The organism is Cryomorphaceae bacterium (assembly GCA_007695365.1).
In the GTDB taxonomy this organism is placed as follows: domain Bacteria; phylum Bacteroidota; class Bacteroidia; order Flavobacteriales_D; family SKUL01; genus SKUL01.
The window spans coordinates 1-19,178 of record REDV01000076.1 but is presented as its reverse complement, the minus strand read 5'-3'; the positions used below and the strand labels follow the sequence as shown (position 1 = coordinate 19,178).

General features: G+C 48.8%; 14 protein-coding genes and 1 tRNA gene. 6 read left to right on the top strand and 9 right to left on the bottom strand.

Annotation, left to right across the window (positions count from 1 at the left end):
* Nucleotides 1-4: 4 nt before the first annotated feature.
* Nucleotides 5-2,455 carry a TonB-dependent receptor gene (locus EA392_06205; protein ID TVR39534.1) on the bottom strand — a complete coding sequence of 817 codons (2,451 nt, stop codon included), beginning with the start codon at nt 2,453-2,455 and terminating at the stop codon, nt 5-7.
* Between the two features lie 107 nt (nt 2,456-2,562).
* Here EA392_06205 and EA392_06200 point away from each other — a divergent pair, with 107 nt between their 5' ends.
* Both EA392_06200 and EA392_06195 read left to right on the top strand, forming a co-directional pair.
* Entirely contained in the window at nt 2,563-2,964 is a 402-nt protein-coding gene (locus EA392_06200) for a hypothetical protein (GenBank protein TVR39533.1), read from the top strand.
* 58 nt (nt 2,965-3,022) lie between these two features.
* A complete protein-coding gene (locus EA392_06195) occupies nt 3,023-3,529 on the top strand; it encodes a hypothetical protein (protein ID TVR39532.1) in 507 nt (168 codons plus the stop codon).
* A gap of 41 nt (nt 3,530-3,570) precedes the next feature.
* Here EA392_06195 and EA392_06190 read toward each other — a convergent pair whose 3' ends face one another.
* The 3 genes from EA392_06190 to EA392_06180 form a co-directional block, all read right to left on the bottom strand.
* A complete protein-coding gene (locus EA392_06190) occupies nt 3,571-6,744 on the bottom strand; it encodes a T9SS C-terminal target domain-containing protein (protein ID TVR39531.1) in 3,174 nt (1,057 codons plus the stop codon).
* A gap of 128 nt (nt 6,745-6,872) precedes the next feature.
* Nucleotides 6,873-7,514 (bottom strand): fatty acid hydroxylase, encoded by a 642-nt coding sequence (locus EA392_06185; protein ID TVR39530.1) that lies wholly within the window; start codon nt 7,512-7,514, stop codon nt 6,873-6,875.
* 146 nt (nt 7,515-7,660) lie between these two features.
* Nucleotides 7,661-8,248 carry a pseudouridine synthase gene (locus EA392_06180; GenBank protein ID TVR39529.1) on the bottom strand — a complete coding sequence of 196 codons (588 nt, stop codon included), beginning with the start codon at nt 8,246-8,248 and terminating at the stop codon, nt 7,661-7,663.
* Between the two features lie 278 nt (nt 8,249-8,526).
* On the opposite strand from EA392_06180, the gene EA392_06175 reads away from it, so the two are divergent.
* Nucleotides 8,527-8,608: transfer RNA gene (locus EA392_06175), tRNA-Leu, on the top strand.
* Between the two features lie 328 nt (nt 8,609-8,936).
* On the opposite strand, the gene EA392_06170 is transcribed toward EA392_06175, so the two are convergent.
* Nucleotides 8,937-9,155, bottom strand: coding sequence for a hypothetical protein (locus tag EA392_06170; GenBank protein ID TVR39528.1), 219 nt, complete (start codon nt 9,153-9,155; stop codon nt 8,937-8,939).
* The gene (locus EA392_06165; GenBank protein TVR39527.1) at nt 9,152-9,358 is read right to left on the bottom strand and encodes a hypothetical protein; all 207 of its coding nucleotides are present in this window, start codon (nt 9,356-9,358) and stop codon (nt 9,152-9,154) included. The genes EA392_06170 and EA392_06165 overlap by 4 nt, the downstream gene beginning before the upstream one ends.
* Nucleotides 9,359-9,500: 142 nt before the next feature.
* On the opposite strand from EA392_06165, the gene EA392_06160 reads away from it, so the two are divergent.
* Nucleotides 9,501-10,928 carry a hypothetical protein gene (locus EA392_06160; GenBank protein ID TVR39526.1) on the top strand — a complete coding sequence of 476 codons (1,428 nt, stop codon included), beginning with the start codon at nt 9,501-9,503 and terminating at the stop codon, nt 10,926-10,928.
* Nucleotides 10,929-11,037: 109 nt separating this feature from the next.
* Here the strand turns inward: EA392_06160 and EA392_06155 are convergent, their stop codons facing one another.
* Entirely contained in the window at nt 11,038-11,337 is a 300-nt protein-coding gene (locus tag EA392_06155; GenBank protein ID TVR39525.1) for a T9SS C-terminal target domain-containing protein, read from the bottom strand.
* A 313-nt stretch (nt 11,338-11,650) separates the two neighbouring features.
* Here EA392_06155 and EA392_06150 point away from each other — a divergent pair, with 313 nt between their 5' ends.
* Nucleotides 11,651-14,479 carry a response regulator gene (locus tag EA392_06150; GenBank protein TVR39524.1) on the top strand — a complete coding sequence of 943 codons (2,829 nt, stop codon included), beginning with the start codon at nt 11,651-11,653 and terminating at the stop codon, nt 14,477-14,479.
* A 161-nt stretch (nt 14,480-14,640) separates the two neighbouring features.
* A complete protein-coding gene (locus tag EA392_06145; GenBank protein ID TVR39523.1) occupies nt 14,641-15,807 on the top strand; it encodes a T9SS C-terminal target domain-containing protein in 1,167 nt (388 codons plus the stop codon).
* A 278-nt stretch (nt 15,808-16,085) separates the two neighbouring features.
* On the opposite strand, the gene EA392_06140 is transcribed toward EA392_06145, so the two are convergent.
* Nucleotides 16,086-16,712 (bottom strand): J domain-containing protein, encoded by a 627-nt coding sequence (locus EA392_06140; protein ID TVR39522.1) that lies wholly within the window; start codon nt 16,710-16,712, stop codon nt 16,086-16,088.
* An 18-nt stretch (nt 16,713-16,730) separates the two neighbouring features.
* Nucleotides 16,731-19,178: glycosyl hydrolase (locus EA392_06135; protein TVR39521.1), on the bottom strand; the 2,448-nt coding region annotated here is incomplete at its 5' end.

Sequence of the window (19,178 nt, the reverse complement as noted above, 5' to 3'; positions counted from 1 at the left end):
GTTATTAGAAATTTAAGTTCAACATAAGTCTAAGATTAAAGCCCTCTTCGTGGGCGAAATAACGAAACCGGTTCAGGTAATTTCGATAGCTCGTATTCAATACGTTATCAGCCATAATGGCCACATCCACGCTGCGGTTTTTCCAGGGAATGGTGCATTGCACCCGCGCATTGAGCAGGTGGAAGGCAGCTGGAGGGGCTGCTATGTCGAAAGCTCCGTTTTGTCGAATCAGCTCAATTTCAGTCTGGCTCAGGGCCATTAACTCCGTTACCGTTACAGTCTGAGGTGCAAGGTTTTGCCGGGCTACACTTTCAACACCTACCGCAAAAATCCACGATGAGTTTTTCGCCAGTGTGGGATTCCATACCAACTCATTGCGCATGTTGGCGGGCGGCAAAAAGGGCAGGGGAGCATTGCGCTGAACATCTTGAGCGTACACCACCGCTCCGGCGTGTTGCAGGGTCCACTTCGGATGAAGTTCAACATGCATACGAACATCCATACCCAGGTACAACGCATCGGTTTGGATGTAGTTCATTCTCGGAAAAGCACCGCGCACCGTGAGCTCAATGCCACTGATTTCAGGCATAATGTAGCCGTCAAAGTAGCGGGCGTATGCTGATACATCACCGGTAATTTTACCTTTTTGAAACCTTCCAAAAGCTTCGAGCGTGTAGGCGTTCTCAGTTTCAAGCGCCAGGTTTCCATATTCAACTGTGGCTGCTCCGAGGTGGAGACCATCTGAGAACAGCTCCGGAGCATTGGGCGGCCTCGAAGCCATTGCCAAACGCAATCCGGTTAGAAAATTTTTGCTGCAGTTTCGCGTGGCGCCGAGTGCAGCCGAGATGTTGTGGTAGGTAAATGCCGGGGTTGTAAACACCTGCGTGCCAGACTCATTGTAAAACTGTTCAAAATTTGCAAAGTCCTGTTGGTAGTTGTTTTCCCAGATGGAAGCCCGGTACCATTTAAAACCTTCAATCGATACCAGGTCGTACCTTCCTCCGGCTTCGATTTCCCATTTGTTTGTGCGGTAATTCCAGTGAGCAAAGGCGCCTAACTGTTGTTGCACGTAGTTGGGGATAATGGGTCGAATGCCCGTTTCAGGGTTGCTTAGATTGTCAATATACCGTCCTTCCAAACCGGTTTTCACGTTCATGTTTGAAGATAACACGCGTGTATAAATCAGATTGGCCTGATGGGTTCTGAGCCTGAGGTCAACTGCTGGAATGTCGTTGTAGCGTCCCCGCCGTATGTCGAATTCCTCTCTGAGGTTGTGCTGGTAGGCGTACCGCAAATCAAGCTGACTGTGGTGTGAGGGCTTCACAGAGGCGCTGAACTGAGAGGTGTGATGTTGCACGTGTTGGCGAGGGTTGTTGATTTCACGCATAAAAGGATCACTCGAAAAGGGTTCTCCGCGGTCTATCATCAACGCCAAATCGCTGAGACTGCCGTTGTGGGCGTCGGTAAGAATGCCAAAGTTCTGATTGGTGTAGTGGTGAGAGGCCTCAAGAACAAGCGTTTTGTACTGGTATTGAAGGGCACCGGAAACATTGCCTTGTTCTGAACCTGTATTGTTCAGCATATAATCCCTGGTATGGCGGTCGCCGCTTTGGTTCCAGCCACCACTGAGGCGATACCTCAATCGTTTGCCGGGTAGTAGCGCACCTCCCAGTTGAGCATTGGTAAACACACCACGCCCGTTGGTGAAAAAGCCCGTTTGCACGGATCCTGCAGCTCTGCGCTGCGTCTCAAAAGCCGGGGGTAGCATCACCACCGCGCCACCTATGGCCTCCGGCCCATACTCAAGCCCCTGCGCACCTTTCACCACTGCTACGGAGCCGGCGCTGCTCAATTCCATGGCGGGAGCGTGGTCGGAGCCCCATTGCTGATCTTCGAGTTTTGCAAAGTTGTTGTAAATAGCTACGCGATTCCCAAAAACCCCGTGCACAATGGGTTTGGATACGTTCGGACCGCTTTTGAGCGTACTCACGCCTTCCAGTTGATCCAGCGCGTGCGCCAGACTTTCCATCCGTACCAATTGGAGCTCACTATCTTTGAGTTGAACTGTGTTTACACGATCTTCCACGCTCTGCCGGCGCGAGGCTACTTCCAGTTCGCGCAATTCATGGTGATGTTCAAGCCTGAAAAGGAATTCGTTCTTTTTCTTTTCGTGGATGACGACATCAAATGCCACCGTTTCGCAACCCACATGACTTACTCTCAATGTGTGCTTTCCGGGGCATAATCCGTCCAAACTGAAAAAGGCCAGCGAATCGGCCACCGTTGCTTTTCCGGTGCCCAGGGCTTCAATAATGGCATAGGAGAGAGGCGTTTCATCATGATCGTCAATCACCTGTCCGCTTGCAATGGCCGTGCATGGTTCTGTCTGACCCCACAAAGAAGGAGCTACCAGACTGAAGATGCCCCAAACAATCACGTATGAGAGTGGTTTCAAAAAGTCTTTTTACTGTAGTTGAGTGCAAATTTCGGTAATATTTTCGGGGATTACAGCACATAATGCAAAAGTGTTGCGTTTTTGTAAGAGTGCGTGATTTGTTTTGAATGCGTATATTTTCGGTTCAAAACCAGTTTGCCATGTATTTAAATCAGAACGAGATTACCATTTTGTGTAACAGCCAAGACGAAAAGAGCCGAAAAACCTTGATTTACGCCAGCACACTTGGTAAGCGCATCAACAAGCAGGATCTTTGCGAGGTTCGTGTGTCGGATACTCTTTTTGAGATGATGATGGATACCCTTCACGCAGAAGGGAAAAGCGTTTTCAATAAGGCTCATCCGTTTTATCAGGAGAATATAAGAGGTAAAGACCTTTCCAATAGTGATTACCTTGAGTATCTGAAACGCATGCCCGATTTGCTCAAAGGGCCGGTGGCAATGTATCATAATAGGGTGGTGGTTTGCAATACACCCACCGACATCCTGAAAGTATTAAACAAAGGTTAACCCTGCTGGTTAGATTGGTATACATTGCTACATTTGCCGCCCAAAAATCTCAAAAAACATGAAAAAGATCCTTATTATCAGTTTGTTGTTTTTCAGCGCCTGGCAGGCTGATGCGCAGAGCCATCGCGCCGGAAACCTGTTTGCAACCGTAGGAGTTGGTGCCGGGAATTACGGATACCATCTCGGACCTTCCCGTTCTGGATTTGGTTTACCGCTTACTTTCAATTTCGATTATGGTATCCACGACTACGTAAGCCTGGGGGCATATGGCGGTTTCCTTTTCAGGGACAACAGTGTAGCCACAGGTTTTGGCGGCCGTGGTTCCTTTCATTTCTGGCAGCTCATTAATGATAAAGTAGCTGGTGATTTGAAGGGCGATATTTTCGATATCTACGTTTCTGTTTACAGCGGAGGTGAAGTCAGTTCTTTTTACACCAATCGCTTCAGGGCTGGAGGCATACTGGGAGGTCGCTGGTTCTTCAATCCCAACATTGCACTTACAGCTGAGTTCGGAGGGCCGATGGCCTATTTTATGGCCGGAGTGTCGTTCAAGCTTCTGGATTAGTCAGCCCTCGCAAAACATCTGTTTTACAAGCCATTTCCGGATTAGTTAACAGCTACTTTCTGGTGATGGATTTTACCGTTTTGGTAATAGCGTAGCATGTAGATTCCGCTGCTGGCGTTTTCAATGTTTACCTGCTGATTTTCGTATGGCTGCAGCGTGAGGGTGCGTAAATCCTGACCAAGTGGAGTAAGTAGGATGAGCTCCAGCACCTGGTCGCTGCGATTTACCAATTGAAAAACTCCTTTGTTCGGATTGGGAGCCACCAACAGCGAGCCTTCATTCAACCCATAGTTGAGCGCAATGGTGTTGGAGAAATCGTAAGAGCCGTCAAAATCCACCTGCTTGATTTTGTAATAGTGAACGCCTTGCAGTTCATCGCGGTCGGTGAATTGGTAGCTCGATATATTGACACTGTTTCCCGCGGCGTTCACTGTTCCAATTGTGCTGAAATTGCGGGCATCTTCAGAGCGTTGCACTTCAAAATGGCTGTTGTTTACTTCGGTTGCAGTTGACCAGAAAAGCTCGCCGTGTTGGTCAATGATTTTTCCGTCAAAAGAAAGCCATTCAACGGGGAGGGGATTGTCAATCCACTCAAAAAAAGCAAAAATGGTATCATTGCTATTGAGGGTGAGGAGGAGGTTGTGATCGAGCAGGTTTTGCCCCACAAAGTTGTTATTGATTTCCCACTGTATAAATTCGGAATCGGGCAAAGGCACGGCAGTAAGTCCCATATCCAACCCGCCAAAATAGGTGCCTGTCCAGGGACCCATCGTAATGGTCACCGTGTTGAGTTGCACATTTCCCGGACCGATAATGACCACGGTAACATCGTAGGGGCCTGAGATATCGTAATCGTCCTCAAAGCAGTCAATAATCTGTTGCATCACAATTTCCCAACGCAGGCAGATAAAATCACGGATGTCTTGTATTCGGTTCTGCCATTGAGTGATGTTTCCTCCCCAACGTTGAATCTGGCGGGGCATTTCGGGCAACATGTTTGCTTCAAAATCATCCAGCAAGGCTACCAATGTATCGCAATGCAGGCCTGTATTGAGCAAATCTGCGTAGCGATTGAGGTACTGGGTAAAGAAGCCTTCGTTGTCGAGCATGGCCGCGTACATGGCAGTATGTCCGTTCGCCGCACTCCAGTTAAGGAACATGTTCTGAGCCTCGCACACTGTATTGACATACGGTCCAGTACCCGACCAACCCGTGTAGTTCTGACCGAGATTGAAAATGTTGTCAATGTCCCAAAGCGCATAACGCCAGCGCTCTCCTGCTCCCTGCGTTCCTCGCCACCACATCACATTCCAGTTGAGCCAGTCGGTGTTAACGAAGTAGGTGTTTACAATAAAGTTGTCAATGAAAGACTCTGGGTTGAGTTGTGTCGTAACGTAATCGTAGTTGATTTGAACAGACATGTCGTTGGTTGTGATAAAGTTGTGGAGTACAAACCACGCTGCGCTGGAGCCGTATTGTTCTTCCAGACCGCCCCAGAATTTCATGAGGTCCACAAACCGTTCTTCCTGGCCATAGTAGTATTCGGTGTAGTCTTTGTCCACGCGTTCACGGAGCTCATACACACCCCAGTATTGGCCATTCAGGAAGGTTATCTGGTGTTCGAAAGTTCGTGCATCCAGTTCGGTTCCTGCTAACTGTGCCGCTGTTTGACCAAATCCATCTCTAAAGTGGACGGTGGGTAGCCCTGGAAACGCCGGGTAATTGTCAGACCCTCCTGCACGCATAATAATCACGTCGTAATTGGGCCTGTCTTTCATGGAAAACAGGGGGTGGTAGATGGAATTACTAAAGCCTTGCTGATCGCGGGAGTGGAAGCGTAAACCACGCTGTGCATAGGCCCATGAGTCATTTCCATGTCTGCGTAATGTTCCTTCCTGTTCCGTGATAAATGTGCCGTTTTCGTCGAAGTACTCCAGGCAAACGTCATAGTGGTTGTGCCAATTTCCGTTTACATTCATCCAACCGCCACCGCCACCGGCGTTCCATTGCCCGAGCTGACCTGAAAGGCTTACTGTGCGAAAAGTGAAGGCTTCGTCAATAAAATAGGTGTTGGTTTCCGTGAACCCCGGAAAGAGATTTGCGACGCCACCACCGCCTCCAAACCCGGGGTCGTAGTTGGAGGAGCATTCCACACAAGCGGGATTGCCTGCCGCATCGTTGGCACAGATACCGTCCCATTGGTTGTTGCAGCAAAACGGGTCGGCCCCGCAAATAGCGGTCTGACAGGCCGGATGCATGGGGAAACCAGCGTTTCCCTGGGCTTCATCGCAATACACGGCGTTGGCAGGCGACAAGCAGAGCAAACAGGCAGGAGTGGTAATGGCTGCAGTTCCGCAAATCCCGTCCCATTGATTGTTGCAGCAGAAAGGATCGGCACCGCAAACGGTGCTTTCGCAGCCGGGGTTGGAGGGAAAGCCCTGATTGCCCGCACCCTGGTTTTGGTCGCAAAATACGGTTGCACCTCCGCCGGAGCCACCAACAGGAAAGGCGCGCGCTCGCACTGTGGTGGTTGCTGCAATGGTGAGAGGGCCGGTGTAAACAGGTGATGTAGCATCAGGTTTGGTTCCGTTGGTGGTGTATCTGATTACTACATTCGGTTCAGGGGTGGAGATGGTAACCGTTTGTTCATCAGTGTAAAAACCTGCCTGAATATCTATCAACGGCTTTTGGGTGTAATCGTCGTACACGTTGATGTTCGGAGCCCCCGGTGTTGGGTTGACCATAATCCCCCATTCCGGACCACCGTCGGTTTTCCTCCCGCGCGAATGGTTCATCTGGGTGGGGTGTTCCATCCAGTAATGGTCGATAATGGTACCCGTGGGATCACAAAAAACAACATCCTCCTGGTAGGTTTGGGTCAGCCTGAAATTTGTGTGGTAGTAAGTGCCATCCCACTGCTCATTGGGTAATTTCGCTGAACAGATAAACACCATAAAACCAAATGGTTGAATAGTTGTTCCGGCCGGGATCTGCCATTTCATGGGGTTGGTAAAACGGTCACTGAGATAGTGTCCACCGATATCAACAGGGTTGGGAGAATTGTTGTACAGTTCAATGTAGTCGTTGTAATCTCCAAATCCGTTTTGAAAAAAGTGCAGGTTACTGCAGGAGAACTCATTGATGATGACCTGCGCCTGCAGAAATCCGCTACATAAAAGAATCAGTAGGATGGGAAGCGACAGCTTGGTTTTCACAACAGGTCAGGTTAAATGATGGTTTCGTCTGCAATTTACATCAATTCAACCTGAACATAATGCTAAAGTGACCTTAAGTTTGAAAGGCCAAAGAGCTCCTGCGCGTAGATACGTTCAATGTTACCCCTTTAGAAATTGGGATTGTTGGCGTTGCGGATGTTTGGGCGCTCGTTCGGTGGCATGGTGCCAAAAACGTGGTCCCAAAGTGTAGATGACACGCCAAACGCCAGATTGGGGTACTTGTAGTGGTGAAGCGCGTGATGAATCATGAGCTTCTTCATGAACTTGGGAGGGTTGTTGGTGTGCACCTGATAGTGTACGTATATATACCCCAGATAGCCGATGATCATCCCTGCTTCAAAGGGGAATGCCCACTCACCTATAACCAGTCGCAAAAGAAAGTGGATGGCAACCACAATCGTCAGCCATGCAAGAGGAGGCATGATGAGGCGGTTCTTGTCTTTCGGGTAATCGTGGTGTATACCATGCACAGTGTACACAAAGCGATTGGCTCCAGCCATGTTGGATACCCAGTGAAACACGTATCGGTGGGCTATGTACTCAAAGAAACTCCAGAAAAGCACGCCACCCGCAAAAACAGCAAGTACCATCCAGATATTGAAATCATTTCGGACAATACCGAGGTATAAAATGAACAGCGCAACGGCAGGATAAAGCGTGTATGCGATAAAAGCCGGAGTTTTGGTTAAGAACTCAAGAGCCGGATTTTGAAAAAGCTGACCTGCTCCGGGTTTAGGCTTGTGCTCCATAGCAATTAATTTTCGGCAAATTTACGGAACTCCCGATTATGTACTCTCGGTTTTACGCAATAAGTTTTGAGGTGATTGCCGGTTGAAAACCACACGGTCGCACTTGTGGGGTGGGGCAGGTTGGTAGTTGAGGACTGTGAATGGCTTTAAGTTTTTAACAGGTGAAAGTCATTGTTTGATAGCGGAACAATCTCTCCGGGTTGAAGCGAGTTCAGCCGAATGTCTCCAAACGCACCGCGAATTAGACGGAGGGTAGGAAAACCAGTTTTTGCGGTCATTCGCCGCACTTGTCTGTTCTTACCTTCGGTGAGGGTTATTTCCATCCAACTGGTAGGTACGATTTTTCTGAATCGGATGGGAGGATCGCGATCTGGCAGGCTGGGTGCTGACACAATGGTTGCTTTTGCTTTTCGGGTTCGGTATTCCTTGCCCTTCAGCCGCAGTAGCATAGGCTGGTTGAGTTGCTCGATCGCTTCCTTTGTTATTTCTCCTTCTACCTGAACCCAATACGTTCTGGAATGGCCCTCGTCGGGATTGAGCAGTTTGCTTTTGAGAGCATTGTCATTCGTAAGAAGCAGCAAGCCCTCGCTGTCTTTGTCGAGGCGACCAACCGGGTACACATCCCCGGGAAGATTAAGGATGCGACCCAGACCGGGGTTCCCGTCTTCATCTGTAAATTGAGACAGATAGCCGAAAGGTTTGTAGAACTTATAGTACAAAAAGCTGTTGTTCATGGCTGCGTGCAAAATTCATCATTGTAACGCAATTTTTCTGCATGGCAAAAGGAGTGGACGTTAAAATACTGTACATTTGCCTCCCGAAATTTCAGAAGAAGTTCTTTTGTACTGAAATAATGCCCAAGTGGTGAAATTGCCCCGAGACATCTTCGCGTTGCTTTGCGCACCGCTTGAAGCTCGGGGTCCTCGCAAAAAGACGAAATCATAGATTTCTGTTTTTGCGGGAGTCGACACAGGGTAAACTTCGATTGAAATTGTTCTTTTGTATTGATTATGCCCAGGTGGTGAAATTGGTAGACACGCTGTCTTCAGGCGGCAGTGCTGCAAGGCGTGCTGGTTCGAGTCCAGTCCTGGGCACACACTTGAAAGGAAACGCTTGCTTTAAACAGAGCAGGCGTTTTTTGTTTCATTGAATTTTGCTGGACTGGACGAGAGGTCTATGCCGGACGATGTTTTTCCGCGACAGCGGAGCGCTGAAAAACACGTTCCGGTAAGTCCAGTCCTGGGCACACACTTGAAAGGAAACGCTTGCTTTAAACAGAGCAGGCGTTTTTTGTTTCATTGAATTTTGCTGGACTGGACGAGAGGTCTATGCCGGACGATGTTTTTCCGCGACAGCGGAGCGCTGAAAAACACGTTCCGGTAAGTCCAGTCCTGGGCACACACTTGAAAGGAAACGCTTGCTTTAAACAGAGCAGGCGTTTTTTGTTTCATTGAATTTTGCTGGACTGGACGAGAGGTCTATGCCGGACGATGTTTTTCCGCGACAGCGGAGCGCTGAAAAACACGTTCCGGTAAGTCCAGTCCTGGGCACACACTTGAAAGGAAACGCTTGCTTCATACGGAGCAGGCGTTTTTTGTTGGACTGATTCCAGGGAGGATGCGGAAGAGGCCCTGTTTTCATTTTTTTCTTAAGACCTTCGCGCCCCAAAGTAACAACAGGCCGCCGAAGAAGATGATGTTGAGCCAGCCGGCAAGTTGATACACCCATAGCGGGATGTTTAACGGAGGCTCTTCCATTCGGATCAGGTAAAGACCCAGGAAGACAAAAAGCACCGATAGCGCAAGTCCAAAGTAAGGCTGGTTCTTTTTGGCGTTTTGTGTCATTCATTGCAATTTTGGAGGGGCAAGATAGCCAAAGAGAAATGGTATCGCACAGCGCAGCCTTTGTTCTATTGAGACCAGCATTCATGTACCTTAAGCGCATCGAACCAAATCTTCTACTTTTACGGTGAATTCGCAATACCTGATGTACACGGACATTATCAGCCTGGCTTTTTACCACCTTGTTTTTCTCGGCGTGTTGGCATTGTTTGCGGCCCTGTTTTCGTGGTTTTGGCTGGATATTCTTGGGTTTTACTACAACAGGGTGCTTTTTAGGAACAACATCAGTCGACGTGATTACCAAAACATTGAAAAACTACTGAGCGATCATATCAGCTATTTCCGCGAATTGAGCCCAGACGGTCGGTCGCAATTCATTAAGCGGGTAGTGGCATACAGCAAAAGCAAATCGTTTGTTGGAATGGGAGGTTTAACCATAACGCGCCCCATGAAGCTCCTTATCAGTGCCTCTGCGGTGCAGCTTACCTTTGGTTTAAAGGATTTCTCCATGAGGTTTTTGCATGAAATCAGGATCTATCCGGAGCCATTCGTTTTTGGCTTTCGCGGCCAGAGCATGAAAGGAGCTGTTTCGCCCAAAGGTTACATGCTGCTGAGCTGGAAAGATTTTCTTCAAGGATACCGGGATGACAATGACAACCTGAACCTCGGACTGCACGAAATGGCCCACGCGTTGAAACTCGGAGATGCTGAATCGTTTGGGTTTGATCTTCGGTTTGGCTCATACATTCAGCGTTGGCTGGAAATCAGCAGACCCGCATTTCAACAGCTGAGAAGCCGGCAGCTCGACTTTTTGCGTGCTTATGGTGGCACCAACAAGCATGAATTTTTTGCCGTGTGCGTGGAGCACTTTTTTGAATCGCCTGCGGAATTTGCCAGAGAGGTACCTGATGTGTTCAATCACCTGTGCAAGCTATTGAACCAAAACCCTTTGAATGAGCGGGGCGACTATGAACTCACCGAGACTTTTAAAAAGAGAATCAATGTTCATGCTCAGCGTGTGCCCGTGCCCATCAAGCTTGAAAACACCTATCCGGAAAACACTTACAACCGGTTTTATCTGTTCACTCCGCTTTCTATTTTGTTCTGTTCTGCAGCCAGCCTGTATTACCTGGAAAATACAGTAGTTAGTGTGGAGTATCTTATCATCATTGGAGTTATTGCGCTGCTTGTTGTAGGAGGGGTTCAATGGAAGTATATCGTTCATCGGCGTGTGATGAAGTTTGGAGTGTATCCGTTTTATGCTGCTGCAGTAGTACTCGTTTCTGTTTCGTTGTACATGTTTCTCAATCAGGTACTCGATTCAAGTGATGCAGATGTTGAATACCACAAGATCATATCCACAGACCCTGATGACTATACGTTGCTGGTTTTTGAAAACGATGCCTACAAGGATCAGAAACTTGTCAGGACCATTGACAAAACGCAAACCAGGTATCCGCCCAGAAAAAACGGGATTGTGGAAATTGAATTTGGCCGCGGAACCATGGGATTAAAATGGCTACGCAGTGTGCGCTACGGAATGCTCAACGAGGACGGAGAGTTTGTGCAGTGATAGGAAAGAAATGGGCTTAATACACTTTTTTGGAAAAGTGTCGAATCGTACCCTTTTTCGCCGATATTATCCAAGGGTGTTTCCAGAAGGGATATTATACGGCTCAGAATCAAAACCTCCCAAAGCGCTGAATCGGGACAGAAAGATTTTCGATTGGGTGTAACAACTTCAAGAATTTACTGCATTGCCACCCCTTGTTCGTTAAGCAGTTGATGAGGTACATTCCGCGAGTCCAGTCCGAAGTATTGATGCGGAGCAGGTTTGAAGACTGAGTTGATTGTTGCCAGACAATCTGTCCAATCTTGTTGTAGACAACCACATCCGAAGGTTGTTGATGAGATCCAAAGTCTATCAAAACAAAATCCGAAGCGGGATTGGGATACACATCAAACCAGCGCTCTGAATCCATGACAATTGATTCCGGAACCTTGATGCTCCACAGAGGCGCGCTTTCCAGTGGCACCTACATCCCAACTAACGCACGTAGTTCGGAGCTTATCGCTCCTCCTAGTGCATAATTTGGGTATTAAGAAATTGTCGCCAAAAAGAAAGCCTTGCAACGAAAACCCCTCCTGTTCGACGCAAATTTTGCAACAATTAATCACGTTGCATAAAATTCGCTGTTTCTGACCACGAAATCACATCCCACAGCAGTCAGACAGTGAAAAGTCTATATTAGCAGCTTGTTTGATTAAACCGTCCTTTTGTTTTTACTGGCAGACATGGTTTCAATGGGTAAAGCGCCATTCAGTTACAACCTGAATTTACTCCTCCGGTTTTGGGTGGTGCTGTTTGTGTGGTTTGTACCAACAACTTCATCAGCTCAATCCACTGAATATGTTATTACAGAACCGCTTGACCGCACGATTAATATCAGTAGCTACCTTCAGGTGTGGTACGACGCAACGGGAAACCACAGCATTAAAGATGTTCTCCATAATCCGGATATTCAATTCACTTCTATTGAGGATTTCGGCTCCATAGCCTTTCCCGCGGTGACCTGGCAAAAGATTCGTGTGACCAATGAAGGGCCTTACGACATTCCGGCCGCATTTACCTTTTGTCACCTGGCCGATTCCATTGCGCTTTACGTCACCGGAAACAATGAGCTTAAACACTTTTCGGAAACAGGAGCAGCCTTAAAGCCAGTGGAGAAGCAGATTCCATCGGTTAATAACAGTCTGCATATTCATCTTCCTGCGCAATCGTCACAAACTTTCTATGTGCGACAAGTACATGTTAAAGAGGTGACAAACAGTCATCTGGCGGAATTATACGTCAAGGATACGCCGATGATGATTGCCGAACTGATGTTTAAGTACACCGGGCAAGCTTTTTACGCCGGACTGATGCTGATGTTTGCCCTGCTCAGTTTTTTCGGCTGGTTGTTGATTCGCGATCGGTCGTTCGTCTATTTCAGCCTGGTGCACCTTGCATTTACATTTTATTTCCTCGCGGTGAAAAACGTATTTGGGGTATTGGTCTTTAATGTCCCGGCAGATTCTGTGTTCAGTATGCAGAGTGTTAGTATTTCGTTGTTGATCACCAGTTTGTTTGTTTTTATTTCGCACTACATGAAGTTGCGGCAGCACATGCCGCGTTTTTACCATCTGTTGCTGATTGTCACCATTTTTACGGTAACCAATAGGTACTTTCATCACTTTTTTACTCAGGAGGAATTACTATCGGTTAGAATTCATAATGGCCTCATAATGTTGTGGCTGGTGATTATAATAACCGCAATTGCGTTGCTCGCGCGACGACGGATTCCCACAGCCGTCAATTTGCTGGTATCGCTGTCAATATTGGTCTTAACTGCTGTGGTCTATCTGCTGGCGCTATCCCAGGTTATTCCGCAGAATTTCATCACCATGCACAGCATTCAGATCGGTTCAGTCCTCTTCTCTTTGCTGGTTTTTTACCGATTGTTCGAGGCGGTGAGAACTCTGGAAAATGAAAAACAACGGGCGGAGACGATTAACGACGTCAAAACAAAATTCTTCACCAATCTTTCGCACGAGTTTCGCACCCCGCTGACACTGATTTTATCTCCGCTGGAACAATTGAACGAAAGCGCTGATAACGATGACCAAAAGAATCTCATTCAATTGGCGAAACGCAATGCCAATCGTCTGTTGAATATGATTAATCAATTGCTGGATATTGCGCGGATCGAAGGGGATGAGGTGAAGCTGAGTGTGCAGGAGATTAATGTCACTCCCTACCTGAAAGGGGTTTTGATGTCGTTTGAATCACTGGCCGAACTGAAAGAGATTGAACTGCGGTTTAGCAGCGACAACGAACACATTCCACTGTGGTTCGATACCGAAAAAATGGAGGTTATTCTGTACAACCTACTATCCAATGGGTTGAAATTTACCTCAGCCGGCGGGACAGTTTCCGTGGAAGTGGTTGAGCAGAAAGAATCAGTACAAATTCATGTAAAGGATACCGGCGAGGGCATTCCGGCAGATCGCTTGCCCTTCGTTTTTGATCGCTTCTTCAGAATTGAGAACACGGGCGCCGACGGCAGCGGCATTGGATTGTGCCTTGCCAAAGAACTGACTGAACTTCATCAGGGCAAATTGACTGTAGAAAGTGCACTTGGAAAAGGTTCGATATTTACGCTGGAATTTAAGAAGGGTAGCGCCCATTTGCAAACTACGGATCTGGCTGATATTGCCCCCGGAGAAGGCAAAAGGAAGATCAGCACCAAAGCAGATTTGTCGCTGGTAAAAGACGACGTGGCCGAAATGGAGAGCGATACGGCAGTATATGAGGCCAATGCTCCGGGCACCCGACCCGCTATTCTGCTGGTTGAAGACAATATGGATGTGCGCGCGTTCATCCGGTCGCAGCTTATTGACCGGTTTCAGGTGCTTGAGGCTGTAAACGGACAGGCGGGATTTGAAATGGCGGTAGAGCACGTGCCGGAGTTGATTATTTCTGACGTAATGATGCCCGGGATGAATGGAATTGAGTTGTGTAAATTGCTCAAACAGGATGTGCGCACCAGCCATATTCCGGTAATATTGCTTACCGCCAAGGCAGAGCAGGAGCACCGCATGGAAGGACTGGAAGCCGGTGCCGACGAGTATCTCCACAAACCATTTCGCGCCAAAGAGCTGAATCTACGTATTCATAAACTCATTGAATTGCGGATTGAATTGCGCAACCGGCTCATGGAATCTCCCACGCTGTCATTCAAGTCCTTGAATGGAAATCCGGTCGAAAACGAATTTATTGAGCAAATCAGTACCTGCATTAACGACCACCTGGCCGACCCGCAATTCGGCGTATCTGTTCTGGCCAATTCGGTGAAGCTCAGTGTTCCGCAACTGAATCGAAAATTGAAATCAATCACCGGACTTACCGCCAACAAATACGTGCAGCATGTCCGATTGAAAAAAGCGCTGGTGATGCTCGAGAATGAGGATTTCAATGTATCCGAAGTGGCGCATCAATGCGGATTCAGCAGTACGGCCTACTTCGTGAAAAGCTTCCGCGAGCACTACGGTAAAACACCGGGGTCGATGTTGCGGCAGGAATGATTTCCTATTTCTGCAATTCTCACAAGCAGCTGTAAATGGCGGATTTCCGCATCAAACGAACGAAAATTGATACGATTTGGTGTTTTTTTGATACCTCTTGCACCCCGCAATCCCACACTTTTGCGAAGTCATTTTAATTCAAACCTCAAATCCTAATCAACATGAAAAAATTGCTACTCTTTTCCATTTCCCTCGCCTTTGCAACTGCAGGTGTGGCTCAGTTTACACATGATGACTTTCCACGGGAAGCCACTTTTACGGACAATTTTATTCTCAGCAGCACCGGCTTTGACCTTCCTTCACACGGTGAGGGGCAACTTTGGGATTTCTCCGGTGCGCTAACCGATAGCGAAGTTTCACGGGAATACATGGACGCTACTGGTAATCCTGATTTTCCGGGTGCATTGACCTACCGTGAACGTGACCTGATCTTTCAGGGCTTCCTTATTGGGAGTTTCGAATACGAGGCGGTTGATGAAACCAGCTACAGAGCAATCGGCCGGTCGATTACGGACGTGGTTTATCCCATTACTTCGATTACCGGAGGACCCAACGACGAATTGCGCTTTGTGGGCGGCAACTACCTCTACCCGGGCAATTACGACTTCTTGTCATTTCCTTTTGAATACGGGGATTCGTGGGTGATGGAGTATGAGTTTCCAATGGACTTTGAGTTGACTGTAGCTGGTTTCGGTCTCAATGCAACCCCGGGTCAGCAGGTACGTTACTTCACCCAAACCCGCGATGTGGTTGGCGCGGGTTCATTTATTATTGCCGATGAGTTCGGTGATCCATCATTTCCCATCCCCGGTTATCTTGTACGTGCGGTGAGAACGGCAGTGGACAGTGTATTCCTCGCCGGAGATCCTGCTCCTGCGCCACTGATGGGGGCTTTCGGTCTCACGCAAGGGTCAACGGCAGTTGATAGTTTTTACGTGGCTTATGTTCCCGGATTCGGTTCGCCGCTTCTGAGCATGTATATTGAGGGTAATTCGCCGGGCGTTTTGGATTATCGTTCAGCAGCAGCGGAATTGGGCCAGGATCCAACATCTGTGTACCAATACGAACAGGAGAAATTCGAAATCTATCCCAATCCGGCCGTTGCGGGCCAAATGATTAATATTCGTGCCAATACCAGCCAACCTGTAGCAGAGGTGCAACTTTTCAATGTTTCGGGGCAGAAAGTGCATCACGTTGCGGTTAATCAACAAATAGCTTCAAGCGGAACGTTTATGCTTCCCAGCTATTTAACTGCGGGTATGTATTTCGTAAATTTGGTTAATTCGGCAGGTGAAATCATTTCACAGAACAAGGTGATTGTTCAATAGCAAACCGTTTTCTTGTGCATAAAAGGCTGCCTTTAAAGGCGGCCTTTTTTTATGGGAGCGTATCCGTCGCACTGCCCCTCGCTACATCCTACTCATGCAAAGCAGGCCGTATTGCGGTGTACAATTTTGCGGACATCAATGAACAAGATTTGTACATACACACTTTTTACGATAGTACCGTGCGCTACGGAATGCTCAACGAGGACGGAGAGTTTGTGCATTGATAATCACATAATTATTATTGCAATTGATCGTTTAGTGATCAATATTGAAAGCACTTACCTCCTCATCTCACCCCTCGCGATATTCCGCACCGTGTTAATGTATGCAGAGCGCAGAAAAAACAGCGACATGAACAACCAGAAAATCCCCAGCGGATTCTCATTGTCGCGGATGAGTAAATACACGCCGAGCACCACTGCTACCATGGCTCCCAAGAGTCCACCACTGCCGGGCTCGCGGCGGGCCCACCTGCGCAATACCTGGTTAAACCGGCTCCACCATTCCTTGCGGGGTAGTTGCATCCCTTGCTTGCTAAACAGGTTGTAATAGGCCAGAATCCTGCGGTACTTTTGTTCTTGTTCAGCCCGCGTAGGCGGTGGATGGGTGTAGCGGTGCCGCGTGCCGTATTTGCGGTCGTCTTTGGGCGGAGAAGGAGCGGGCCTGGATGTTCCGCTTTTTGTACTCCTCACGCGCACACCGTCCAGAATCAAGTCATACTGCCGTCGTCGCCTGGGATGGCTCAGCACTTCATAGGCTCGTTTAACCGCTACAAACCTTCGAACCGCATCCGGATGCGGGTTGTGGTCGGGGTGCGATGCACGTGCTTTGGAACGATAGGCCGCCTTGATCTGGCTCAAAGTAGCACCGCGTGTAACACCCAGCGTCTGATAGTGATTAGCCATGAAGCCCGGGTATCATCATCAGTGAATTTCCCAATGGGCTACACCGGATTGCTTCAACAAACTTCCAAGTTGCTCCATGTTTTCGCGAATGGTTGAAAGCGCTTTTTCCTTTTCTGAAAGCAACTGGCTGGCATATTCCGCGGCTTGGCGCTGTGTGGCAGTGGGACCATAGGTCAGCACACCGCCTCCGGCGGCCGCCTTGTACAGATATTGCCCCAACGAGTGGTGTTCTTCTTTTTCGCCTACTTCCCGTCGGGCCTTGCTGCCATACCACTGCAAATCAAATTGCTCCATGTTTTCACGCAGATTTTGGAGTCCGCGCTCTGCATCCACAGACCGCGTGCCGCTTCGCCGGTAGGCTTCTGCCATGCGGTTCATGCTTTTTTGGGTTTCAGAAAAGAGCTTGTCTGCCGTGCTGTTGCGCCCGAAAAGTGTTTCCATCTCGTCCTGAAAGGCCACTACTGCCGCAGGTAAAACACCACGCAAAGTACCCTCGCGAAGAGGCTTTACCACAAACTCAACGCGATCGGAAACAGCACCCAGTTCACCGTTTAAATCGCTGAATAGCTGAGCAAAATAGACACCTGGTGCGGCATCGTTACCGCTGTCTCCACCCAGGCCTGCTCCGTCGTTCAGCACGGGTTTGCGGCTGGCTTTCTTCAAGTCCCACACCACCCGCTGGTAGCCTTTGGAGTTGGTAGCTTCTACACGCCGAATTACATCACCTTGTTCGTCGGTTACAAAGAGCCAAACACGCGGAGCCTGCTCACGCATTTCGGTTTCAACTGCCTCCCAACCCGGAAAACTCAATGGCTGGTTTTCCTTTTTGCGCTTTTTCTCGATTTCCTTGCGCTTTGCAGTGGTGCTCTTGTAGACCTCGTGCAAAAGGTAGGTGAACTCAACTCCGAAGGGCGGATTGGGCGCCATATAATGCTGATCACCCTGACTGATGCCCCAGCTTCCCAGCGGACTTTGTGGCTTGTACCACCATCCGTCACGCGGTGGATACAATAGGGCTTCCTTCTCGGAATCAACTTCGTTGTACTTCCGCAAGGCACTGTAATCGTCCAGAATGTAGAAACCACGGCCAAAAGTGGCCAGAACCAAATCGTTTTCGCGTTGCTGGATGGCCAGATCACGCACAGCGATAGGAGGAAGCCCGCCTTTCAGCGCCTTCCAGTTTTTTCCGCCATTGTGACTGAAGTAAACACCGAACTCCGCTCCGAGAAAAAGTAATTCGGGGTTTTCGTGGTCTTGCACAATTCGCCAGAGTAGGGTGCGATCAGGCAGGTCGTTGGTGATTTTTGTCCAGCTTTTTCCTTTGTCCACACTTTTGTACAGATAGGGGGTGTAGTCTCCAAATTTGTGGTTGTCAAAAACAGCGTACACCTTGTTGGCGTTGTGAAGGTCGGCTTTGATGTCGTTTACAAAAGCAGTGGACGGTAGCCCGGGAAGACTGTTCAGCCTGATTTTTCGCCAGTTTTTTCCTTCGTCTTCTGTAACCTGGATAAGCCCGTCATCGGTGCCGGCGTAGATCAGTCCTTGTTGCACGGGCGAAACACCGAGCGACGTGATGGTGCTGTAGTTGCTCATGGCGTAAATATCCCAGGGGTTATCCCAACCTTGTGTAGTACCAAAAAACGGGGTTTCAATGCGCTCGGTGTTCGTGGTCAGGTCTTCGCTCAGGGTTTCCCAGCTATCTCCGCGGTCGGTGGATTTCCACACGCGTTGTGATGCAAAATAAAGATGGGCAGGGTTGTGCGGACTCACCACAATGGGCGCGTCCCAGTTCCACCTTTCGGCGGGTTCATCGGGTGCGGCCATGGGTTGTATATAGACATTTTCGCCTGTGCGCCGGTCGTGTCGCATCAGGTTGCCTTGCTGCCACTGGGCGTACACGATGTTGGGGTTTCCGGGCTCTGTGGCGGGTTGATGCCCATCGCCGCCCAGCACCACAAACCAGTCGCTGTTCTGAATGCCGTGAATGTTGTCGGTGCGGGATGGGCCTCCCTGCGTGTTGTTGTCTTGCGTGCCGCCGTACACATTGTAAAATGGTTGCGCATCATCCACCGCAACCTTGTAAAATTGGGTAACGGGCAGGTTGGATACGTACCGCCAGGTTTTGCTGTCGTCAAAGCTTTCGTACAATCCGCCGTCTGTTCCCACAAGCAGGTAGTTCGGGTCGTTGGCCCTGAAGGCAATGGCGTGATCGTCCACATGCTTGTTTTTCACGTTCACCCGCTCAAAGGATTTTCCACCGTTATCACTACGAACCAGGTAGTTGCTCACAAGGTATATGCGATCAAACCGGTGGGGGCATGCGTAGAGTTCCTGGTAGTAATGTGGACCGGTACCTCCGCTCACTTCGTCGCTCATTTTGGTCCAGCTTGCGCCGCGGTTGGTGCTTCGGTACACACCTCCTTTTCGGCGGTCGAGTTCAATGGCTGCGTAAATCACATCGGGTTG